The organism is Stenotrophomonas sp. 22LJNL06-5-1 (assembly GCF_056861455.1).
In genome coordinates this window covers 56,642-77,016 of the sequence record NZ_JBSPUE010000003.1, presented here as the reverse complement: position 1 = coordinate 77,016, position 20,375 = coordinate 56,642, and the positions used below count along the sequence as shown (strand labels likewise).

General features: G+C 67.0%; 19 protein-coding genes. 10 read left to right on the top strand and 9 right to left on the bottom strand.

From position 1 onward, the window contains the following. Nucleotides 1–118 precede the first annotated feature (118 nt). Nucleotides 119–439, top strand: coding sequence for a hypothetical protein (locus AC13GF_RS08680; protein ID WP_483004358.1), 321 nt, complete (start codon nt 119–121; stop codon nt 437–439). Between the two features lie 13 nt (nt 440–452). Here AC13GF_RS08680 and AC13GF_RS08675 read toward each other — a convergent pair whose 3' ends face one another. Continuing rightward, nucleotides 453–1,436, bottom strand: coding sequence for a hypothetical protein (locus AC13GF_RS08675; protein ID WP_483004357.1), 984 nt, complete (start codon nt 1,434–1,436; stop codon nt 453–455). 138 nt (nt 1,437–1,574) lie between these two features. On the opposite strand from AC13GF_RS08675, the gene AC13GF_RS08670 reads away from it, so the two are divergent. After that, nucleotides 1,575–2,540, top strand: coding sequence for a DUF2268 domain-containing putative Zn-dependent protease (locus AC13GF_RS08670; protein WP_483004356.1), 966 nt, complete (start codon nt 1,575–1,577; stop codon nt 2,538–2,540). Between the two features lie 49 nt (nt 2,541–2,589). Further along, entirely contained in the window at nt 2,590–3,375 is a 786-nt protein-coding gene (locus AC13GF_RS08665; RefSeq protein WP_483004355.1) for an SGNH/GDSL hydrolase family protein, read from the top strand. On the opposite strand, the gene AC13GF_RS08660 is transcribed toward AC13GF_RS08665, so the two are convergent. Next, nucleotides 3,353–4,237 carry a LysR family transcriptional regulator gene (locus AC13GF_RS08660; protein WP_483004354.1) on the bottom strand — a complete coding sequence of 295 codons (885 nt, stop codon included), beginning with the start codon at nt 4,235–4,237 and terminating at the stop codon, nt 3,353–3,355. The two genes, AC13GF_RS08665 and AC13GF_RS08660, sit on opposite strands and share 23 nt — an antisense overlap. A gap of 105 nt (nt 4,238–4,342) precedes the next feature. Here AC13GF_RS08660 and AC13GF_RS08655 point away from each other — a divergent pair, with 105 nt between their 5' ends. Beyond that, nucleotides 4,343–5,476 (top strand): agmatine deiminase family protein, encoded by a 1,134-nt coding sequence (locus AC13GF_RS08655; protein ID WP_483004353.1) that lies wholly within the window; start codon nt 4,343–4,345, stop codon nt 5,474–5,476. Nucleotides 5,477–5,482: 6 nt separating this feature from the next. Here the strand turns inward: AC13GF_RS08655 and AC13GF_RS08650 are convergent, their stop codons facing one another. Then, the gene (locus AC13GF_RS08650) at nt 5,483–6,028 is read right to left on the bottom strand and encodes a thioesterase family protein (RefSeq protein WP_049397600.1); all 546 of its coding nucleotides are present in this window, start codon (nt 6,026–6,028) and stop codon (nt 5,483–5,485) included. Nucleotides 6,029–6,097: 69 nt separating this feature from the next. On the opposite strand from AC13GF_RS08650, the gene AC13GF_RS08645 reads away from it, so the two are divergent. The 5 genes from AC13GF_RS08645 (at nt 6,098) to AC13GF_RS08625 (ending at nt 9,751) form a co-directional block, all read left to right on the top strand. Continuing rightward, nucleotides 6,098–6,673: a TetR/AcrR family transcriptional regulator gene (locus AC13GF_RS08645; protein WP_483004352.1), complete on the top strand. Its 576-nt coding sequence runs from the start codon at nt 6,098–6,100 to the stop codon at nt 6,671–6,673. Nucleotides 6,674–6,725: 52 nt separating this feature from the next. Continuing rightward, entirely contained in the window at nt 6,726–7,109 is a 384-nt protein-coding gene (locus tag AC13GF_RS08640; protein WP_483004351.1) for a nuclear transport factor 2 family protein, read from the top strand. Between the two features lie 146 nt (nt 7,110–7,255). After that, complete coding sequence (locus AC13GF_RS08635) at nt 7,256–8,347, top strand: energy transducer TonB (RefSeq protein WP_483004350.1); 1,092 nt, start codon at nt 7,256–7,258, stop codon at nt 8,345–8,347. After that, on the top strand, nt 8,347–9,219 hold the full coding sequence (locus tag AC13GF_RS08630; protein WP_483004349.1) for a hypothetical protein: 873 nt from the start codon (nt 8,347–8,349) through the stop codon (nt 9,217–9,219). Before AC13GF_RS08635 ends, AC13GF_RS08630 begins: the two co-directional genes overlap by 1 nt. A 13-nt stretch (nt 9,220–9,232) precedes the next feature. Further along, nucleotides 9,233–9,751: a hypothetical protein gene (locus AC13GF_RS08625; RefSeq protein WP_483004348.1), complete on the top strand. Its 519-nt coding sequence runs from the start codon at nt 9,233–9,235 to the stop codon at nt 9,749–9,751. 46 nt (nt 9,752–9,797) lie between these two features. On the opposite strand, the gene AC13GF_RS08620 is transcribed toward AC13GF_RS08625, so the two are convergent. The 6 genes from AC13GF_RS08620 to hutI form a co-directional block, all read right to left on the bottom strand. Beyond that, nucleotides 9,798–11,909: a TonB-dependent receptor family protein gene (locus tag AC13GF_RS08620; protein WP_483004347.1), complete on the bottom strand. Its 2,112-nt coding sequence runs from the start codon at nt 11,907–11,909 to the stop codon at nt 9,798–9,800. Between the two features lie 194 nt (nt 11,910–12,103). Further along, nucleotides 12,104–13,540 (bottom strand): serine hydrolase domain-containing protein, encoded by a 1,437-nt coding sequence (locus tag AC13GF_RS08615; protein ID WP_483004346.1) that lies wholly within the window; start codon nt 13,538–13,540, stop codon nt 12,104–12,106. Between the two features lie 110 nt (nt 13,541–13,650). Continuing rightward, nucleotides 13,651–15,318, bottom strand: coding sequence for a urocanate hydratase (hutU, locus tag AC13GF_RS08610; protein ID WP_483004345.1), 1,668 nt, complete (start codon nt 15,316–15,318; stop codon nt 13,651–13,653). Further along, the gene (gene hutG, locus AC13GF_RS08605; RefSeq protein ID WP_483004344.1) at nt 15,315–16,169 is read right to left on the bottom strand and encodes an N-formylglutamate deformylase; all 855 of its coding nucleotides are present in this window, start codon (nt 16,167–16,169) and stop codon (nt 15,315–15,317) included. The genes hutU and hutG overlap by 4 nt, the downstream gene beginning before the upstream one ends. Next, nucleotides 16,166–17,707, bottom strand: a complete 1,542-nt coding sequence (gene hutH, locus AC13GF_RS08600; RefSeq protein ID WP_483004343.1) for a histidine ammonia-lyase — start codon at nt 17,705–17,707, stop codon at nt 16,166–16,168. Before hutH ends, hutG begins: the two co-directional genes overlap by 4 nt. Continuing rightward, a complete protein-coding gene (gene hutI / locus AC13GF_RS08595; RefSeq protein WP_483004342.1) occupies nt 17,704–18,927 on the bottom strand; it encodes an imidazolonepropionase in 1,224 nt (407 codons plus the stop codon). The genes hutH and hutI overlap by 4 nt, the downstream gene beginning before the upstream one ends. Before the next feature lie 67 nt (nt 18,928–18,994). Here hutI and AC13GF_RS08590 point away from each other — a divergent pair, with 67 nt between their 5' ends. Then, complete coding sequence (locus AC13GF_RS08590) at nt 18,995–20,365, top strand: formimidoylglutamate deiminase (RefSeq protein WP_483004341.1); 1,371 nt, start codon at nt 18,995–18,997, stop codon at nt 20,363–20,365. The last annotated feature ends 10 nt before the right edge of the window (nt 20,366–20,375 follow it).

Genomic DNA, 20,375 nt, shown 5'->3' with positions numbered 1-20,375 from the left:
CGAACGGTAACATCAGGTAACAGCCTGCCCGGATTGGGTAACAATGGGTGAGCCGGGCACCGACAGCGGCCGCCACTGGGCTACCCTGTAGTTCCAGCGTACGTTGTAGGGCGCACCGATGAAGGTTGTGGTTCTTGCTGCATTACTGATGGTGGCGCAGGCGTCTGCGATACACGCCCAAGCCCTGCCCACCGAGCTGGCGCAGCTGGGGATCATCGCCGGCATGCCTTACGCCAAGGCCAAGCGCCTGCTGGATGCTGCGGGATGGCAGGTGAAGCCGGTGCAGGGCGCGCCGGAATCGCTGGAGGGCTTTCCGGAGGTCGGATGCCAGAAGGGCGGAAAACAATGCGCGACGACCTTCGAAAAGGACGGTCAACAGATCGCGGTGCGGCTGGGCACTACCCTGGCAGGGCAGCCGTTCGTGCAGAGCGTTGACTGAGCGTCTGCCACTCTCACGCCAGCGGTAGACGACCCTGCGCGTGCGACAGCCGGTCATGCAGGTCGCGCACATGCTCGGCCTTGGCATGCACCCGAGTGGTATCGCCGAAGCTGCGTAGATAAGCGCAGGCCGCGAAGCCGGCGCTCTTCTTTTCGTACTCGGCAATCCAGGCCAGTCGATCCGGATTGTTGGCCTGTTCGGCTGACCACGCGGCCACTGGCGGGCGGATGCGGTACTTCAGGCCGACGCGCCATGGTTTGGGTGTCAGTCGCGCACGGAAGCAGTGCTGCAGCCGGCACATGCGCGCGTACAAGGTGTCGGTACCCAGAACCTTGAAGAACGCCTGCAGCTGCTCGTCCTCGGGCGAGAACGTGGCATGCATCGCCAGCACGCGCAGTCCCGCAGGCGTGCGGTAAGCGCGCAGATGCCAGTCGGGGTGTTGTTCGCTGAAGGCTTCCACACGCCGCAGCGCGAGCCCTTCGGCGCCACCGGCAGCGGCCAGCCGCTGTCTGCGGCGCATCAGCAACGCGGCATTGACCAGAACCACCGCCGCCACGCCCAGCACCAGCCCTACCAGCCAGTGCCACAGCAGGGTGCCGGTGACGGCGCCGGCAAGCAGCACGACCGCCGCAACGATGGCCGGCATCACGCAGCCGGCAGGCGGCTGCGCATGGTCGATGTCGGCGAACAGCACGTCCGGGCTGTTGAGGCACAGTGCGCCATAGCTGTTGCGGGTGATGATGACGTCGCCGTCGCGCTGCACGATCTGCTCGCGGATCGGCACGCCCTCCACGCCGTAGTTGCTGCGCACTTCACGGCGCGGCAGCGCCTGCCCGGCGAGGATGGCATTGAGGGCTTCATTGGCGCGGCGGTCGGCGTGTCCCTGCGCTTCGGCAGGGCCTTCGTCGGACCAGCCGAAGCGGCGCACCACCACCGGCCGGCCACGGAAGCGGGCCTGCAGGCGGGCTTCAGCCCAGTACGCGGGAACGATCATCATCGCAGGGTGCTCCATCTTCCGTGGCAGGTGCCGAATCGAGTCTGGCACAGCGCCAGGGTGCCCGCATCTGCTTGCTGCGGCGGCGGGGCCGGAGTGATAGATTGCGCGCTTCGCCTGCACTCCACCAAGGACGGAGCGATGCCCATGATCCTGCGCGGCCTGTTGGCCCTGGCCTGTGCCGGGGCGGTGGGCATGGCCACGGCGGCGGTACCGGCCGGGCCTCAGATTGTCACCGACGATGTCAGTCGCTTCTACGCGCTGTATGACGACGCAGGTGGCAAACCCAGCGTTGCGCAGTTGCGGGGATACATGGCCGAGGGTTCGGCGGGCCTGGCCGAGCTGGCGAAGGCGCGCCGGGTAACCCCCGAGCGCATTGCCGAGTCCATCGCCAACCAGCCGGAACTGTATGCGCAGGGACGAAGCTGCCTGGCCGAGCTGCCGGCGGTGAAACAACGCCTGACGCAGGTGTTTTCCAACCTGCAGGCCATCTACCCGCAGGCCGCGTTTCCGCCGGTGACCATCGCGGTCGGCCGTGGCCGTCCGGTCGGGCTGACCTCGAAAAGCGGAGTGATCATCGGCCTGGAAGCGCTGTGCGCAGCCGATTTCATGAATCCCAATGTGCAGGACCGCTTCGTGCATGTGATCGCGCACGAGTACGTGCATATCCAGCAGACCGGCTTGACCGACTTCGAGCCGGGCGACCCGCATGCGACGGTGCTGCGTGTTTCGCTGGGCGAGGGCATTGCTGAGTTCATCGCCGAACTGATTTCCGGCAACGTCGGCAACGGGCGCCACGCGGCCTGGACCCGTGGTCGGGAAGTGCATATCGAAAGCGCGTTCGCGCTGGATCTGGACAGCACCGATCTGTCGCCGTGGCTGTACAACTACAAGCCGGGCTCGCAGGAACCTTACGACCTGGGGTACTGGGTGGGCTACCGCATCGCCAAGGCCTATTACCTGCAGGCCAAGGACAAGCGTGATGCGGTGCGTGCGCTGATCCAGCAGGACAACCCGAAGACGATCCTGGCCGCCAGCGGCTGGACGCCGGGCATGTGGATGCCGGCGAAAGTCACGGGTGTGGCGGCGCGTACGGCTGCACGCTGAGCACGGGGCAGGGCGTTAGACTGCGGAAGTTGATTTCAGGAGTACCCGCATGCGTGGACCTGTTGAGCTTGCCACTGCCACCGTCGTGACGCTGAGCCTGGCGTTGGCTTCTCCGCTGGGTGCCGCAGAAGCCGTCTCAGTCAATCCGCTACTGCAGACGCCCATTGACCAGTTGCGCCCCGACGAGGTTCGTTTCATGCAGCAGCGCCTGGCTGATTGGCCGGAGCTGCAGCGTTACCGAGACGCCAACGCGCGACTGCCCGCGGCGGTGCCGGGCCAGCCACGCGTGGTCTTCTTCGGCGACTCCATCACCGAAGGCTGGGGCAGGGAAGGCAGTGCCGGTTTCTTCCCCGGCAAAGGCTGGCTCAACCGTGGCATCAGCGGCCAGACCACGGCGCAGATGCTGGTGCGCTTTTCGCAGGACGTGATCGCATTGAAGCCGCAGGTGGTGGTGATCCTGGCCGGCACCAACGACATCGCCGGCAACACCGGCCTGTCCACGCAGGCGATGATTGAAGACAACCTGCACGCGATGGTGGAACTGGCCCGTGCACATGGCATCGCCGTGGTGCTGTCGTCGGTGCTGCCGGTCAGCGATTACCCGTGGTTGCCGGGTACGGCACCTGCGCCCAAGGTGCGTGCATTGAACACGGCGTTGAAGCGCTATGCCGATGCACAGCATCTGGTCTATCTGGACTACTACACGCCGATGGCCAATGCCGCCGGTGGGCTGGATCCGCAGCTGGCCGAGGATGGCGTGCATCCCACGGCAAAGGGCTATGCGGTGATGGCGCCGTTGGCCGAGGCGGCGGTCAAGCGCGCGCTGCAGCAGTAGTAGCTTCAACCGGCAGGTTTGCCAGCAGCCACTCACAGAAGCTGATCACCAGCGGATCGGCCGCGCTGTCCTCATGCACCAGCCAGCTCCAGCGCGGCCCGCGCACGCGTGCCTCATCCAGCGGCTGCAGCAGGCCCTGATCGCAGGCGCGAGCCGCCAGCAGCTCGCTGACCAGCGCGATACCCAGCCCTTGGCAGGCGGCATCCAGTAGCTGCCCAGGTTCGGAGAAGTTCATGCCTTCGCGGCGCTGGCCGACATCGGCGCCGCCCTGGACCTGCCACTGGCTCCAGTCCATTTCGCGCTCGCCATGCAGGGTGAGGCGTTCGTGCACCGGTGTGGCGAGCAGGGCCGGATGGCAGGCCGGAAAGAGGCGATCCTGCAGCAGCACGCGATGCTGGCACTGCGCCTGTGAGTCGAGGTCATCGCGTACCGCTACGTCCAGCGTCTGCGTGCTCATATCCGGCGCATCCTCGCTGGTCAGCAGCCACAGGTCGGCGCCGGGACGCAGGCGGTGGAAGCTGGCCAGGCGCGGCACCAGCCAATGCCGGGCAAAGGCTGGGCTGGTGTTGACGATCAGTTGATTCGGCTTGCGGTACTGATCGAGCCGGCGGATGCCGCTCGCCAGCTGCCGCAGCAGCGACTGGGTGGTTTCCAGCAGGTCGATGCCGGCGTCGGTGAGGGTGACGCTGCGGCCCTGCCGGAAGAACAACGGCTGCTGCAGCGAGGCTTCCAGGCCCCGGATCTGCTGGCTGATGGCCGACTGGGTCAGGTGCAGTTCCTCGGCCGCCCTGTGGAAACTACCCAGGCGGGCGGCGGCCTCAAAACCACGCAGCGCGTTCAGCGGTGGCCAATGCTTCAGCATTTCAGATAAGTAAAACTGTTCAATTGATGGCTGAATCTATCGTTTGTTCTTATCGATACGCAAGCGCAGCATAGCGTCCATCCCACACCGGCCCTGGAGCCCGTCATGAGCAGCCGTCGTCACTTCCTCACCCAACTGGCGGGCGCAGCTGGCCTTGGCGGCCTGGCCGCCCTCGGCCTGGCGGGGCTGCCGGCGCGCGTATCCGCAGCGGGGCCGGGTGCGGGTATCTGGCGCATGCCGGACGAGCACGGGCCGCAGGAACGCGTTTTCCTGGCCTTCGCCGCGCAACCGCGGGTGTGGGGCGCGCAGGCCGATGCGGTGAACACCGCCGTGGCACGCCTGGCCCGCACCATCGCCCGCCACCAGCCCGTCAGCGTGCTGTGCCGGCCGGCGCAGCGGAAGCAGGCGCAGGACCGCTGCGGCCGCGACAACATCGAGTTCCTCGAGGTGCCGCTGGATGACATCTGGGTGCGCGATTACGGCGGTTGCTTCGTCACCGATGGCCAGGGCGGACTGGGGCTGGTCGACTTCAACTTCAATGGCTGGGGCGGCAAGCAGAGCGCGCGCAACGATGGTGCGGTGGCACCGTGGCTGGCGCAGGTGACCGGCGCGACGCTGCTGGAAAGCGATCTGGTGGGCGAGGGCGGTGGCATCGAAGTCGATGGCCATGGCACCGCGATCCTCACCGAAAGCTGCTGGGTGAACCGTAACCGCAATCCAGACTGGTCGCGCGCGGATATCGAGGCCGAGCTGAAGCATCACCTCGGCCTGCGAAAGGTGATCTGGCTGCCCGGTATTGCCGGCGAAGACATCACCGACGCGCATGTGGATTTCTATGCGCGCTTCGTTCGCCCCGGCGTATTGATCGCCAACCTGGACAACGATCCGGAGTCCTACGACTACGATCTGACCCGCGAGCATCTGGACATTCTGCGCGGGGCCACCGATGCCGATGGTCGCCGCCTGCAGGTGCACACCCTTCCGCCGCCGCTGGACGGGCGCGACAACGTGCATACCCGCGACAACGATGATCTGGCAACGGGCTACATCAACTACCTGCCGATCAACGGCGCGGTGGTCGCGCCGCAGTTCGGTGACGACGAAGCCGATGGCTTCTGCCGTGAACTGCTGGAAGACATGTATCCCGGTCGCGTGATCGAACAGGTGGATATCGATGCCATCGCCGGCGGCGGTGGCGGCATCCATTGCGTGACCAAGAACATGCCGAAGGTAGGCTGAGGTGCCTCAGGCGTCGTCCTGCTTCAACGCCGCATCGGCCGCCAGCAGCGCCTCGGCGGCTGCACTGAGCGGCGGCGATGGCGGGGCAACCACGCCGATCGCTTCCATCATCTTCGGCATGCCCAGGAACTGGCGCGCGCGACGGTCGTAGATGCCGGTGACCAGCAGCGCACGGGTGGCGATCTTCTGCTCGGGCCCGATCAGCACGCGCTGCTCCATGATGCCGCGCGAGCCGACCCAGCCCACCAGGCGCGTTTCCAGGGTGAAGCGCTGGAACGGCTTCAGCTCGCGGCGGAACTGGATGGTGCCGGCGCCGACGATCGGTGCCCACTTCTCGCGCAGCGCCACCCGGCCCAGGCCCATGCGCAGGATCAGGTCCAGCCGGCCCAGATCGAAGATGTTCCAGTAGCGGCCGTTGGTCATGTGCAGGTTGCTGTCCAGATCGTTGGGCAGCACCCGGAACTGCAGGCGCGAGACCCCGAACGGGGCCTCCAGCTTCGGCCGGAACAGGCTGCACAGCAGCAGGTGGAGCAGGCGGAACCAGAGGTTCATGGTTATGACGACTGTTATAGTATCGCCGATACGCTAATCTATGACGACTGTCCTGGCAAGGAGCCTGCCGTGAGCCCGCGCCCCTCTGATGCGCCACAACGCGTGATTGATGCTGCGGCACAGATGCTGGCACGCGTGGGTCTCAATGCCACCAGCATCCGTGAGGTGACCAAGTTGGCCGAAGCGCCGCTGGGCTCCACCTATCACCACTTTCCCGGCGGCAAGCAGGAGTTGCTGGCGCGTGCCACTTACATGGCTGGCGACAAGGTGGAAGCGCTGCTGGTGGAGCTGCTGAAGGGCGGCGCAGTGCAGGGCCTGCAGCAGCTCCTGGCAATGTGGCGCGAGCGCTTGCTGCGCTCCGAATTCCGCGCCGGCTGCCCGGTGTTGGCCGCGGCCGTGGAGGAACCGGTGGAGGCGGTGCCGAGCCAGCCCCGTGCCGCCGCCGCCGAGGTGTTCGCACGCTGGCAGGGTCATCTGGCCGCGGCGTTCATCGCCGACGGCCACGACCCTGCCGCGGCGGGCGGCCTGGCCAGTCTGGTGATTGCCAGCGTGGAAGGTGCGGTGGCGATGTGCCGCGCACTGCAGGACATCGCCCCGTTCGATCAGGTGGCCGCGCAGTTGCTGAAGGCCGCCGCGCGGCCTTGATCCGGCGGCACGGTCGCGGGAGACTCGGCGCAGGCCCTGACTGGACGCCGCCATGGACGAATCGCACTGCCGCCACCTGATCGAGCACTACCTGCAGGCCTACAACCGTTTCGACATCGACGCCATGCTGGCGGTACTGGCGCATAACGTGCGTTTCGAGAACCACAGCGGTGGCCAGCTGACGATGGTCACCGAAGGCATCGATGCCTTCGGCGAACTGGCACGGCAATCGGCGCCGTTGTTCCGTGAGCGCGAGCAGCGGTTGCTCGAGCTGGCCTTCAGGGATGATGTGGCGCTGGCCAGCATCGGCTGGCGTGGCGTGTTCGCGCAGGACATTCCCGATGGTCCCAGCGCGGGCACGGAACTGGCCCTGCACGGACACAGCGAGTTCGCTTTTGAGGACGGTCGTATCGTGCGGATCGTCGACCGCAGCTGATGATCGATGGCCTCGGCCCGTCGTCTGGACAGCGCCCCCGACCGCGGTAGAATCCGCGCAACACCGCCCACGCGTGCCCGGCAAGGATGTCCGCATGCTGTATCAGGTTCTTGAGCTTCCATGCGCCACGATCCACCGAGCTGCCGGTGGACGCTGCCATCGCCGGAGGCCTGTACCGGCGCATGCAGGGCATGCAGGAGCAGGGAGGGTGGCGGATATGCGTAACGCACACGATCTGGCCGCTGCTCGGCCTGCTGCTGTTCTTCGTGGTGCTGGGCTGGCTCGCGCAGGAACTCGCGCCAGGTGCGAGTTCCTGCTGCAGGTCATTCAAGCGCTGTAGCGCCACGTTCCCGGCCGATATCCCAACCTGCATCACTTCTTCCAGGAACTTCATGCGACAGCGCATTGCACGGAAGCGCATCCTGACGACAGCGGTCGTCCTGTTCGTGGCTGCGGGCGCAGCGCTGGTGGTCAGTGTGCGCCCGCAGTGGCGGCAGGACGCCGGCCCGCCGCCGATCAACCTCGGAACCGCACAGATGCAGGCCGAGGTGATGGCAGAGCTCATCGACCTGCGACCGACACCGCCAGGAAAACCGCCGGTACCACCGATTCCAATGAAGGCAGCCTCCTCCCCGATGCTGACCGGTAACAGCGGGTTCGCGACCGCGGAGGTGCCACTACAAGACGTCGCGTCAGCACACTTCGAGCCGCGCGGCTGGGAGCCGGACATTCCATTCGCTGTGATGGAATGGACTGCGCCTTCCTGCGGTGAAGGAGATCCCGCCCCGGTCTGCCAGGTTCGTCACAGCGTCGTCGAGTGGCGCGATGATGACAGTGCGGCGTCCCTTCAGCTGCAGCAGCATCTGGAATCGATGCTGCAGGTTGCGAACCGCCGGGCTGTACGGGTACCCGACCTCGCGTTTGAGCTTGCGCATGTGCGGGCGCAACGGATGACGTGGGACGAGCTTCAGCAACGGCGGGCGCGCGGTGTCGACGGATGCACGGGGGGACCGGGCAATCCGGATCTTGGCGTTGTCTATCTGCAGCGTCCTGTGTTCAGCCTGGATGGGAACTGGGCGATGGCATCGATCGCCTCGGATCTGTGCAGTGGAGGAACGGCGATGCGCGTCCTCTACCTTCTGCACCGCAGGAAGGGCGGATGGGAGCGTATTCAAGCGCAGCCTTTTGGCTATATGCGCTGGGGGAATGGTCTGTGGCCAGCGTTGACGGAGTCGTGATGACGGGCACCTCGTGCATGCCAGGCCGCGATGACCAACGGCGCATCGCCTGGCGACGTATTGCATCGCTGGCGGCGGCGCTGTCGGCTTTGGCTCTCATGGCCGGGATCTGCAGCCTGCGCCCGAGGTGGCAGCAGGCGATCGGTCCGCCATCGGTCAACCTGGGAACCGCGCAGATGCAGGCGGAGGCGATGGCGCTGGCGATCCGGCGGAGGCCGCCTTTCCCCCCTCCACCCCCGTCAGTGCCGCAGCCAACGCCAGTTCTGCCATCGCCGCTGGGCGAGGTGCCCACCGCACCGCAGACGCCGTCCACGCGCGTCGATCGATGGCGCCCGCAGGAGCAGCCGCAGTTGACCGACCCGGTGGGGGAGGACATCTACGTGATGGAGCAGACCTTGCCCTATTGCTGGCCGGGCAGCGGTGCCTCCACCTGCCAGGAGGTGGACGATCTGGTCCTGCCGCTGGACGACCGGTGGCCGCCGGACATTCATGCGCTGCGGTTGCAGCTGCAGGCGGACCTGGTTCCCGCCAATCGCCGTCCCACGCCAGTGCCTGCGGCCGCATTGGCCGGTGCGCAGCGGATGGACGGCGCGGGGCTTCGAGCGCTGCGGGAGCAGGGGTGCAGGGCAACGATGCATGGGCCGGCTCGGACATACGACCACTTCGCCTATCTGACCCGGCCCGTTTTCAGCGTCGATGGGCAGTGGGCTATGATCGCGGTCGCCTGGGATTCGTGTTCCGGCGATTTCGTCTACCGGGAGCTTGTCGTACTGCATCGCGAACAAGGACGCTGGATAGCCGAACCCCCGGAACGGGGTCTGGGCGGCGTATGGGATGGCCGCATACTGCGGCCCTGGACGTACAACCACTGACGAGGAAGAGCGCATGGACGTCGCTACGCACCGCAACAGGATGTTGTTTCGTTGGATCATGATGACGCTGCTGGCAGTATTGACGCCGTTTGCAGCAATGGCGCAGCCCGCAGCCGGGCAGGCCGATGGCGCCGAAGCCGCCACTGCCGCGGAAGAGGCGCAATGCCGCGCCTGCAGCTATGAGCGTATTGGGCACAAGGTCGATATCGGGCTGGTTGCACTGGTGTCGCTGCTGGTGGTGGGCCTGCTGGTAGCGGTGTCCCGCGAGTGGGGCACCACGTCACATCGCTGGACCTGCCGCACGCTGGCCCTGCTGCTGGTGGGCATCGGCCTGGCGTTGCTGTGGTGGGCTGGCAGCGTCGTCTACCTGGGCTACAACCCGTGGCAGGAAATGGCCGCCCCTGTCGATGGCTCGCTCACCTCGACACTGCTCAATACCTCACCGAAGTGGCTGGCGGCGCTGGTGCTGATCGGCTTCGCGCCTTCCATCTGGAAGCGCAGCGAACGCCTGCCGGCCTGGCGTATCGGCTGACCCTGGAACGACGGCGCCGGGCCACACCCGGCGCCGCCTGCGGCAATCAGTCAAAGCGCCAGCGCACGCCCGCATAGACGCCACGGCCTTCGCCTGGCGTCGAGCGCGCGACATCCTTGCCGGCGTCGTCGTAGCCCGGCGTGACCGTGGTGGCGTAGTGGCGGTTGCCGATGTTGCGCATCTCCGCCCAGGCCTGCCAGCGGCCACCGGGTGCGTCGTAGCCGATGCGGCTGCCGAAGATCACATGGCTGTCGGCCCAGTAGCTGTTGGCGTAGTCCACTGCGATACGCGAGGCGTATTCGGTGTTCAGCGCGGCGTACAGGCCGGAGGCATGATCGAAGCGCAGCTCGGCCTGGTAGGCGTGGCGCGGCAGGCCGGGCAGCCGGTTGCTGCCGAAACGCGCGTCGTGGCGGTAGCGGAAATCGCTGAAGGTATACGCCTGACGCAGCGACAGGCGGCCCGGTGCAGCCTGCCACAGCGTGCTGTCCAACCCGGCTTCGATGCCGCGGTGAACGGTGGGGCTGGCGTTGTTCTCGGCGATGAACAGGTTCGGCACCGGTTGCAGTTCGACACTGAGCAGTTCGTGGTTTACGTGTGCGTAGTAGCCGGTCAGTTCCCAGCGACCCAGCGCCGCGTCACCGCGTGCGCCCAGTTCCAGCGTGGTGGCCGTCTGGTTCTGCATCGGCACCGGCGCGCGCTGGCGGCCGGTGGACGGGCCAGTGCCCGGCCCGAAGTACTGGTTCGAGCCCCAGATCATCGACCACGGATGCGGCGCCTCCACCGAGCGGCTGAGGTTGCCGAACCACTGGGTCTGGGCGCTGTGCTGCCAGGTGAGGCCCAGTCGCGGCGTATAGTCCCAGTCGTGGCCGCGCAGGCGGCCGCCGCTGCTCGGCCAGGTCACCTGCACATCGCGACGGGTGTTGATCAGTGCCAGCCCGGTCTGCATGCGCAGGCGGTCGTTGAAGGCGAGGGTATTGCCGACGTGCAGCGTGCTGTCGGTGCCGTGGTGGCGGAAGTCACGCGTGCGCGTGCCGGCGGCATAGCCGTTGCTGGCAAAGCGCAGCGACTCGCGTACATCGGCGTCCAGATCGTGGGTGACGCGCAGGCCGACCGTGGTCTCGCTGTCCAGGCCGAACAGCCGGTGGCGGCGGCGGTAGTCCAGCGTGGCGTTGAGGTTGGCGTAGTCCAGCTGCTGCCGGTACAGGCTCTCGTTCAAGTCCATCGGGTACGTGTGATAGACCAGCCCGGCCTGCAACGAGGAGTCCTCATCGATCTGCAGCGTGGTGACGTTGCCCACCCAGGTGCTGCCCGGCTGCGGGCGACGCGCATCGATGGCCAGGTTGGCCGCATTCGCGGCACGCGGATCGTTACGGATCTGATCGCGGGTCAGGCGACCGGGCGTTTCATGATTGGTTTCGCGGTAACGCACGAAGAAGCGCGTCTGCAGGTCGGGCGTGATCTGCCAGCCGATGTTGGCCATTGCGCCCTTGCCGTCGCCGCGCGCGTGGCGCTGATAGCCATCGAATTCGGTATCGGTGTAGGCCAGGAAGTAGTCGACATCACCACTGACGCCGCCCCAGCTGATGCCGCGCTTCTGGTAGCCACGGCTGCCGGCTTCGTAGTGCAGCTGCACGCCCGCCGAATCACGACCGCTGCGGCTGACGTAGTCGATGGCGCCACCCAGCGCCAGCGCGCCGCTCTCGAAGCCGTTGGCGCCGCGCAGGACTTCGACGCGCGACAGCCACAGCGGTTCCAGCAGCTCGTAGGGCGTGCCGCCCGGACCGGTCAGTGGCAGACCGTCGATCGACACCGCAATGCCTGAGGCATGCGCGCCCGGGCCCCGGTTGATGCCCGAGCCCCGGATCGAGATCTTGGTGCCTTCGTTGCCCGGCGACTGCGCGCTGATACCCGGTTGGTAGGCCAGCACATCGGCGCTGCTGGACAGGCGGCTGTCGGCCTTGGCCACGTCGATGACGTTGCTGGCGCCCGGCACGCGCTTCAGCGCCTCGCGCGCCTGGGCGCTGGCATCGGCGGCAGCGGTGACCTGCACAGCATCCAGCGTGGTGGCCTGTGGGGCCGCAGCGGCGGTGGAAGAGAGGCCGAGGGAAACGGCCAGGAACAGCAGCGAGGGGGTGGGGCGGTACGACGAGAGCGACATGTGGGAATGCTGTAAACCACGAAAGTGGCGCGCAAGTTAACAGGTCGGTGGCCTCCACGTCACCCTCCACCTGCGTATGGCCACCTGTGGTGGCCCTGTAGAGCCGAGCCCATGCTCGGCTATCGCGCGCAGCGCGGGTTCTCTGCGATCGCCACGAAGAGCAGCCGAGCATGGGCTCGGCGCTACAGCAGGGTTTACGGCGAAGGCTTCGCCAGCGCCTTGGCCTTCGCGTACAGCGCCTTGGCAATATCTGCATCGCCCAGCGCCGCATGGCACTCGGCCAGGCTGTCCCACGCGTTGGCCGAATCCGGATACAGCTCGGCGTTGAGCGCGAACACCTTCAGTGCCTTGCTGGCACCCAGACTCTCGCGGATGGCGTAACCATCACCATTGATCGCACGTTCCAGTTCGCCGGTGGGAACGCCATTGCTGTCGCGCAGCCAGCTACGCATCAGCGGTTTCGCATCGGCGCTGTCATCCAGCGCGTAGCCGATCAACCGTTCGGACAGCACAGCGTGCGGAAACTCCTGCGGCGCGGCCACCGCCATCGCGCTCTCCACCAGCGTGCTGGACCAGACATTGCGGGCACTGCCGTTGGTCAGGTACACGAACACCCAGTAACCGCTGGCCAGCGTGCCCTTGTAAGCCAACCGCGCACGAACGCGGGTGCCGCCATCGTGGCCAACCTGGGTGTAGCCGTCGCTGCGGGTGGTGTCCCATCCCGTGGAGAAGAAATTGTTGCCGCCACCGGCCAGTTTCTGCGGCCGCCAGAGTTTTTCCAGGGTCGCCGTGCGCAACAGCTTGCCGGTCGCCAGCGCCTGCAGGAAACGGTTCATGTCGCCTACGGTGGTCTGCAGATCGGCATGGCCCCAGCCGTAGTCCGGCCAGGGGTCTTCGTTCGCTGGCTGCAGCTGGCCGTCCTTGCCGATGTAAGGCACCGCCGCGCGCGTGGCTGGCACGCGGGTGACGCCCCATGAGGTGCTGGTCATCTTCAACGGTTGCAGGATGCGTTCGCGCGCGATGGCCGGGTAGGGCTTGCGGTAATGCGCTTCCAGCAAGGCGGTCAGCACCAGGTAGTTGGCCTGGGTGTACTGCACGCGGCTGCCGGTGGCGAACTGCATTGGTGCCGCGCCGGCCACCTTCAGTGCAGCGGCAAGGTCAGGCGCTACACCGGGGTAGCCCTTGCTCACCCAGCGGTTGTCCACGCGGTCGTAGTACTCGCCGATACCTGAGCTGTGGTTGAGGAAATCGCGCACGTGGATCGCTTGCCATGCTGTGGGCAGGTCCTGCACATAGCGACTGGCCGGCGCATCCAGATCCACCTTGCCCTGATCGACCAATTGCATCACCAGCGTGCTGGTCAGCAGCTTGGCCATCGATTGCGCGGCGAAAATGGAATCGACGGTGGCCGGTGCATGGGTAGCGGGATCACGTTCACCGCTGGCGCCCTGGTAGAGCACCTGGCCGTTGTGTGCGACCAGTACCGCCTGGCCGGCAATGCCGTAACGTTCACGGTTGGTCTGCAGCTGGGCGTCGAGCTGATTGGAAAGATCGCCGGAAGTTTCAAGCGCCGAAACGGGTGGGATCGCAAACAGCGTGCAGAGCAATGCAGCAGCCAGGGTGCGGTACATCGCGGTGATCCGTCAGCGGTGATGGCGCATGTTGGTCACGTCGGAAGAGCGGGTCAAGGGCACCGATTCCCGCATCAGGGAGAGCCGGCCAGCGGCCGGCACCCCTGCGATCAGCCGAGAATTCCTGGCAGATCCAGTCCCTTTTCCTTCGCGCAGTTGATCGCGATGTCATACCCCGCATCGGCATGGCGCATCACGCCGGTCGCCGGGTCGTTCCACAGCACGCGGCCAATCCGCTTGGCCGCCGCCTCGGTGCCGTCGCAGACGATCACCATGCCGGCGTGCTGCGAAAAGCCCATGCCCACGCCGCCACCGTGGTGCAGCGAGACCCAGGTGGCGCCGCTGGCGGTGTTGAGCAGTGCGTTCAGCAGCGGCCAGTCGGACACCGCATCGGAGCCGTCGGCCATCGCTTCGGTTTCGCGGTTCGGCGAAGCGACGCTGCCGCTGTCCAAATGGTCACGACCGATCACGACCGGCGCCTTCAGTTCGCCATTGGCCACCATCTCGTTGAAGGCCAGGCCCAATCGATCGCGGTCGCCCAGACCCACCCAGCAGATGCGTGCCGGCAGGCCCTGGAACTTGATCTTCTCGGCGGCCATGTCCAGCCAGCGGTGCAGGTGCGGGTTGTCCGGAATCAGTTCCTTCACCTTGGCATCGGTCTTGGCGATGTCTTCCGGGTCGCCGCTCAGTGCGGCCCAACGGAACGGGCCGATGCCGCGGCAGAACAGCGGGCGGATGTAGGCCGGTACGAAGCCGGGGAAGTCGAACGCATTGGCCACGCCTTCTTCCAGCGCCATCTGCCGCAGGTTGTTGCCGTAGTCCACGGTCGGTACGCCCAGCGCGTGGAAGCCGAGCATGGCGCGGATGTGGTTGGCCATCGATGCGCGCGCTGCCTTTTCCACGTCCTTCGGTGCACTCACACGCTTCTCGTCCCATTGTTCGACCGTCCAGCCCTGCGGCAGGTAGCCGTTCACCGGGTCGTGCGCGGAGGTCTGGTCGGTCAGCAGGTCCGGCTTGATGCCGCGCGCCAGCAACTCAGCCAGCACATCAGCGACGTTGCCGAGCAGGCCCACCGACTTCGGCGTACCGGCCTTGCAGGCGTCGTCGATCAGGCGCAGCGCTTCGTCCAGATTGTCGGTCCAGGTATCCAGGTAACCGGTGCGCAGACGCATGTCGATGCTGCTCTTGCGGCATTCGACGGCCAGGCAGGAGGCGCCGGCCATCACGGCAGCCAGCGGCTGTGCGCCACCCATGCCGCCCAGGCCACCGGTGAACAGCCACTTGCCGGTCAGGTCGCCACCGAAATGCTGGCGGCCCATTTCCACGAAGGTCTCGTAGGTGCCCTGCACGATGCCCTGCGCACCGATGTAGATCCAGCTGCCGGCGGTCATCTGGCCGTACATTGCCAGGCCCTTCTTATCCAGCTCGTTGAAGTGGTCCCAGTTGGCCCAGCGCGGCACCAGGTTGGAATTGGCGATCAGCACGCGCGGCGCATCGGCGTGGGTGCGGAACACGCCCACCGGCTTGCCCGACTGCACCAGCAGGGTCTGGTCATCGTCCAGGCGCTTGAGCGTATCGACGATGGCATCGAAGCTTTCCCAGTCGCGTGCGGCGCGGCCGATGCCGCCATACACCACCAGTTCCTGCGGGCGCTCGGCCACGTCCGGGTGCAGGTTGTTCATCAGCATGCGCAGCGGCGCTTCGGTCAGCCAGCTCTTGGCGTTCAGCGTGGTGCCGGTCGGCGCGGCGATGGTGCGGGACGGGTCGTTGCGGGTCATGCGGCGCTCCGGTTCGTAGCGAATTCAAGGCAGGCGTTGAGCACCTGCGCCAGGGTGTGGCGCAGCGGTGCGGCGTGGTCGGGGTCGAGCGGGGTGGGCCAGCTGTGCTCGTCCACCTGGTCGGGCAGGGGTTCGTGCATATAGCCACGGCAGGCCAGCTCCATCTGCAGGCTGTGCACGCCGCCGGCGATGTTGCTGTAGTGGCGGGTGATCCAGCCGCCCTTGAAGCGGCCGTTGCGCACCTGACTCATGCCGCTGATCTTGAGCAGGTTCTCCACCACGTCGCTCAGGGCGTTGTCGCAGGACGTGTCCGGTGCGCCGGACGGACCGGCGGTGCCCAGGTTGAACTGCGGCAGTTCGCCCTCGAACAGGTGCGGGATATGCGAGCGGATCGAGTGCGCGTCGTACACCACCACGGTGCCGTGGCGTGCACGCAGGCGCGTGATCTGCGAAGCCAGCGCATCGTGGTAAGGCAGGAAATACGTGTCGCGGCGACGTGCGATTTCCGTTTCATCCGGCTCGCGGCCCGCGTGGTACAGCGGCTGGTTGTCGAAGGTGGTCAGTGGGCACAGGCCTGTGGTGTTCTGGCCCGGATACAGCGATACGCCGCTGGGGTCGCGGTTGAGGTCGATCACCGAACGTGAGATCGCCGAGCGCACCGTGGTCGCGCCCATGCCGCGCACGAAGTCGTACAGCTCGTGCACCCACCAGTCGGCATCGCGGCGGGCCAGCCACGGCGAGTGGTAGTCGCCGATCAGATCGTGCGGCAGTTCGCTGCCGGTATGTGGAAAGCTGACGATCAACGGGGCGTCGCCCTCGTGCACCGTCAACCATTCGGGATGGGCATTCATGCCTGCGGTTCCACGGTCGGCAGCAGCTCTCCCAGGCCCTGCGCCAGCGCGCCACTGCGCACCAGATTCGTGGCCGTCACCATGTCCGGATGGAAGTAGCGATCTTCTTCCAGCGTCGGCACCTGCGCACGCAGGGTGGCGCGCACGGTTTCCAGCGCGGTGCTGGAGCGCAGCGGCGCATGGAAGTCGCAGCCCTGCGCAGCGGCCAGCAGTTCGATGCCGATCACGTTGGCGGCGTTCTCGGCCATCTGCATCAGGCGGCGCGCACCGTGCGCGGCCATCGACACATGGTCTTCCTGGTTGGCCGAGGTCGGGATCGAATCAACACTGGCCGGGTAGGCGCGCTGCTTGTTTTCCGAGACCAGCGCAGCGGCGGTCACCTGTGGAATCATGAAGCCGGAATTCAGGCCCGGGCGCGGGGTCAGGAACGCCGGCAGGCCGGACAGTGCCGGGTCCACCAGCATCGCCAGGCGGCGCTCGCTGATCGAACCGATCTCGCACACCGCCATCGCCAGCATGTCGGCGGCAAAGGCGACCGGCTCGGCGTGGAAGTTGCCACCGGAAAGGGCTTCGCCGGTGTCGGTGAACACCAGCGGATTGTCGGACACGCCGTTGGCTTCGATTTCCAGTGTGGTTGCGGCCTGGCGCAGGATGTCCAGCGCCGCGCCCATCACCTGCGGCTGGCAGCGCAGGCAGTACGGGTCCTGCACGCGCACGTCGTTGTCGCGGTGCGATTCGCGGATGTCCGAGCCCTGCATCAGCGTGCGCAGGGTGGCGGCGGTGGCGATCTGCCCGCGCTGGCCGCGGATGGCGTGGATGCGCGGGTCGAACGGGGTGTCAGAACCCTTGGCCGCTTCCACCGACAGTGCACCGGTGACCAACGCGGCCTGGAACACGGTCTCGATCTCGAACAGGCCCGCCAGCGCATAGGCGGTGGAGAACTGGGTGCCGTTGAGCAGCGCCAGGCCTTCTTTTGCGCCCAGCTCGATTGGCTGCAGGCCGGCACGTGCCAGTGCATCGACCGCCGGCAGGCGCTCGTCACCAATGAAGGCTTCGCCGACGCCCAGCATCACGCTGGCCAGGTGCGAGAGCGGCGCCAGATCGCCCGAGGCACCCACCGAGCCCTGCGCCGGTACCACCGGCAGCACGCCCTTGACCAGCATCGCTTCCAGCAGCAGCAGGGTTTCCTCGCGGATGCCCGAAGCACCTTGTGCCAGGCTGACCAGCTTCAGCGCCATCATCAGGCGCACCACGCTGGCCGGCATCGGCTCGCCCACGCCGGCGGCATGCGAGAGCACGATGTTCCGCTGCAGGGTGGCCAGGTCTTCGCGCTCGATGCGCACGCTGGCCAGCTTGCCGAAGCCGGTGTTGATGCCATACACCGGCGCGCCCTTGGCGACGATGGCGGCCACCGCCGCAGCACTGGCGCGCACCACCGGCAGTGCAGCCGGGTCCAGTGCAAGCGGCGCACCGCGATAGACCTGCCGCCACTGGGCGAGAGTGACATGGCCAGGGCGAAGAACCAGGGTGTTGCTCATGTGTTGCTCCAGGAGGCAGGCAGGTCGGGCTGTCCGCGCACCACGCGCGCGTGCAGCGGGTTGAATCCAATGCGATAGACCAGGTCGGCGGGGGCGTCGATGTCCCAGATCGCCAGGTCGCAGTCCATGCCCACGGCCAGGCGGCCGATGCGATCCCCACGGCCCAGCGCGCGCGCCGCTTCACGGGTGAAGCCGGCGATGCACTCGTCCACGGTCAGGCGGAACAGGGTGGCGCCCATGTTCATCGCCAGCAGCGGGCTGGTCAGTGGCGAGGTGCCCGGGTTGCTGTCGGTGGCCAGCGCCAGCGGCACGCCGGCCGCACGCAGCGCGGCGATCGGCGGCAGGGTGGTATCGCGGGTGAAGTAGAAGGCACCGGGCAGCAGCACGGCGACAGTGCCGGCCGCGGCCATCGCGGCGATGCCGGCGTCATCCAGATGTTCGATGTGGTCGGCCGAGAGTGCACCGAAACTGGCGGCCAGTTCGGCGCCATGCTGGTTGCTCAGCTGCTCGGCGTGGATCTTCACCGCCAGCCCGTTGCCACGCGCCGCCTCGAAGACCTGCCGCGCCTGCGCCGGCGAGAAGGCGATGTTCTCGCAGAACACATCCACCGCTTCGGCCAGGCCTTCGGCGGCGATGGCCGGAATCATCACGTTGCACACCTCGTCGGTGTACTCCTGTGCTTCGCGGCCCGGCGGAATCGCATGCGCACCGAGGAAAGTGGTCACCACGTTGACCCGGCATTCCTCGCCCAGCGCACGCGCAACCTGCAACTGCTTGCGTTCGTCGGGCAAGGTCAGGCCGTAGCCGGACTTGATCTCGAGGGTGGTCACGCCCTCGGCACGCATCGCCAGCAGGCGTGGCCGGCTTTCGCTGGCCAGCTGGTCCGGAGTTGCAGCACGGGTGGCGCGCACGGTGGAGACGATGCCGCCGCCGGCACGGGCGATGTCGGCATAGCTGACGCCCTGCAGGCGCTGCTCGAATTCGTTGGCGCGGTTGCCGGCGTAGACCAGGTGGGTGTGGCAGTCGATCAGGCCCGGCGAGATCCAGCGGCCTTCGCCATCGATGCGGGTGGTTGGCTGCAGGTGGGCGTCGCTGCCGGCTGGCCCGACATGGACGATGCGGCCGCCGGCGCAGGCCAGCACGCCATCGCGGATGACACCCAGCCCTTCGCCATCGAGGGTGATCAGGTGAACGTTGGACCAGAGGGTATCGACGTGCATGGCATCCACAACGCGGCTGTGCTTATATGTCTATACAATATAGGCGTCCATTTCGGGTTGTCCAGCCATGTCCGATTCGCGTTCCCCGCACGGTTTCCATGCCGCCCACGCCCTGCTGGCCGACGGCTGGGCCCGCGATGTCCGTCTGCAGGTGCAGGACGGCCGCATCACGGCGATCCATACGGGGCAGGGCGCCCAGTACGGCGACACCCGCGTCGGCATCCTGGTGCCGGGCCTGCCCAACCTGCACAGCCACGCCTTCCAGCGCGGCATGGCCGGGCTGACCGAGATCGGCGGCGGTGACGGTGACAGCTTCTGGAGCTGGCGCGAGCTGATGTACCGCTTCCTGGCCCATCTGCGCCCCGACGCGGTGCAGGCCATCGCCGCCCAGGCCTACATGGAAATGCTGGAAAGCGGCTTCACCCGCGTCGGCGAATTCCACTACCTGCACCACGACGCCGAGGGCCATGCCTATGCCAACCGCGCCGAGATGAGTGCGCGGATTGCCGCTGCGGCCGACCAGACCGGCATCGGCCTGACCCTGCTGCCGGTGTTCTATGCACATGCCGATTTCGGTGGCGCGCCGCCGAATCCGGCGCAGCGCCGCCTGATCCACGATGTGGACGGTTTCGCGCAGCTGCTGGACGCCGCCAAGCCGGCACTGGCCGCGCTGCCGGATGCGCTGCTCGGCATCGCGCCGCACAGCCTGCGTGCAGTCACCGGCGAGGAATTGAGTGCGTTGCTGCCGCTTACCGACGGCCCGGTGCACATCCATATCGCCGAGCAGGTGCGTGAAGTCGAGGCCTGCCTGGCCTGGAGCGGCCAGCGTCCGGTGCAGTGGCTGTACGACAATGCGCCGGTGGATGCGCGCTGGTGCCTGGTGCACGCCACCCACATCACCGACGATGAGCGCGCCGCCATCGTGGCCAGCCAGGCGGTGGCCGGCTTATGCCCGATCACCGAAGCCAATCTGGGCGACGGCCTGTTCCCGATGCAGGCGTTCGCGCGCGAGGGTGGGCGCTTCGGTGTCGGCTCCGATTCCAATGTGCTGATCGATGCGGCCGAAGAACTGCGCCTGCTCGAGTACGGCCAGCGGCTGACCCTGCGCGGGCGCAACGTACTGGCCCCGGATGCCACCCGCAGCACCGGTCGCTTCCTGTTTGAAGGTGCATTGCACGGTGGTGCACAGGCGCTGGGCGTGGCCGCTGGCCTCCAGGTCGGCGCCAGTGCCGACCTGGTCGAACTGGATGCCGCACACCCGGCGCTGCAGGCGCGACAGGATGACGCATGGCTTGACAGCTGGGTGTTCGCCGCACGTAATGGCGCGCTGCGATCGGTCTGGCGCCATGGCCGCCAATGCGTGGCCGAGGGCCGCCACCTGCAGCGCGAGGCGATCACCACCGCCTTCGCCGCCGCCCTGCGTGGCGTGCTGGGCTGATCGCCTCCCG

Bases quoted from the DNA above. Each gene is read 5' to 3' on its own strand.
- AC13GF_RS08655 (WP_483004353.1), top strand. From the start codon at position 4,343: ATGAGCAGCCGTCGTCACTTCCTCACCCAACTGGCGGGCGCAGCTGGC.
- AC13GF_RS08650 (WP_049397600.1), bottom strand. From the start codon at position 6,028: ATGAACCTCTGGTTCCGCCTGCTCCACCTGCTGCTGTGCAGCCTGTTC.
- hutG (WP_483004344.1), bottom strand. From the start codon at position 16,169: ATGAATGCCCATCCCGAATGGTTGACGGTGCACGAGGGCGACGCCCCG.
- AC13GF_RS08675 (WP_483004357.1), bottom strand. From the start codon at position 1,436: ATGATGATCGTTCCCGCGTACTGGGCTGAAGCCCGCCTGCAGGCCCGC.
- AC13GF_RS08590 (WP_483004341.1), top strand. From the start codon at position 18,995: ATGTCCGATTCGCGTTCCCCGCACGGTTTCCATGCCGCCCACGCCCTG.
- hutH (WP_483004343.1), bottom strand. From the start codon at position 17,707: ATGAGCAACACCCTGGTTCTTCGCCCTGGCCATGTCACTCTCGCCCAG.
- AC13GF_RS08680 (WP_483004358.1), top strand. From the start codon at position 119: ATGAAGGTTGTGGTTCTTGCTGCATTACTGATGGTGGCGCAGGCGTCT.
- hutI (WP_483004342.1), bottom strand. From the start codon at position 18,927: ATGCACGTCGATACCCTCTGGTCCAACGTTCACCTGATCACCCTCGAT.
- AC13GF_RS08625 (WP_483004348.1), top strand. From the start codon at position 9,233: ATGGACGTCGCTACGCACCGCAACAGGATGTTGTTTCGTTGGATCATG.
- AC13GF_RS08670 (WP_483004356.1), top strand. From the start codon at position 1,575: ATGCCCATGATCCTGCGCGGCCTGTTGGCCCTGGCCTGTGCCGGGGCG.
- AC13GF_RS08665 (WP_483004355.1), top strand. From the start codon at position 2,590: ATGCGTGGACCTGTTGAGCTTGCCACTGCCACCGTCGTGACGCTGAGC.
- AC13GF_RS08630 (WP_483004349.1), top strand. From the start codon at position 8,347: ATGACGGGCACCTCGTGCATGCCAGGCCGCGATGACCAACGGCGCATC.
- AC13GF_RS08620 (WP_483004347.1), bottom strand. From the start codon at position 11,909: ATGTCGCTCTCGTCGTACCGCCCCACCCCCTCGCTGCTGTTCCTGGCC.
- AC13GF_RS08615 (WP_483004346.1), bottom strand. From the start codon at position 13,540: ATGTACCGCACCCTGGCTGCTGCATTGCTCTGCACGCTGTTTGCGATC.
- AC13GF_RS08660 (WP_483004354.1), bottom strand. From the start codon at position 4,237: ATGCTGAAGCATTGGCCACCGCTGAACGCGCTGCGTGGTTTTGAGGCC.
- AC13GF_RS08640 (WP_483004351.1), top strand. From the start codon at position 6,726: ATGGACGAATCGCACTGCCGCCACCTGATCGAGCACTACCTGCAGGCC.
- hutU (WP_483004345.1), bottom strand. From the start codon at position 15,318: ATGACCCGCAACGACCCGTCCCGCACCATCGCCGCGCCGACCGGCACC.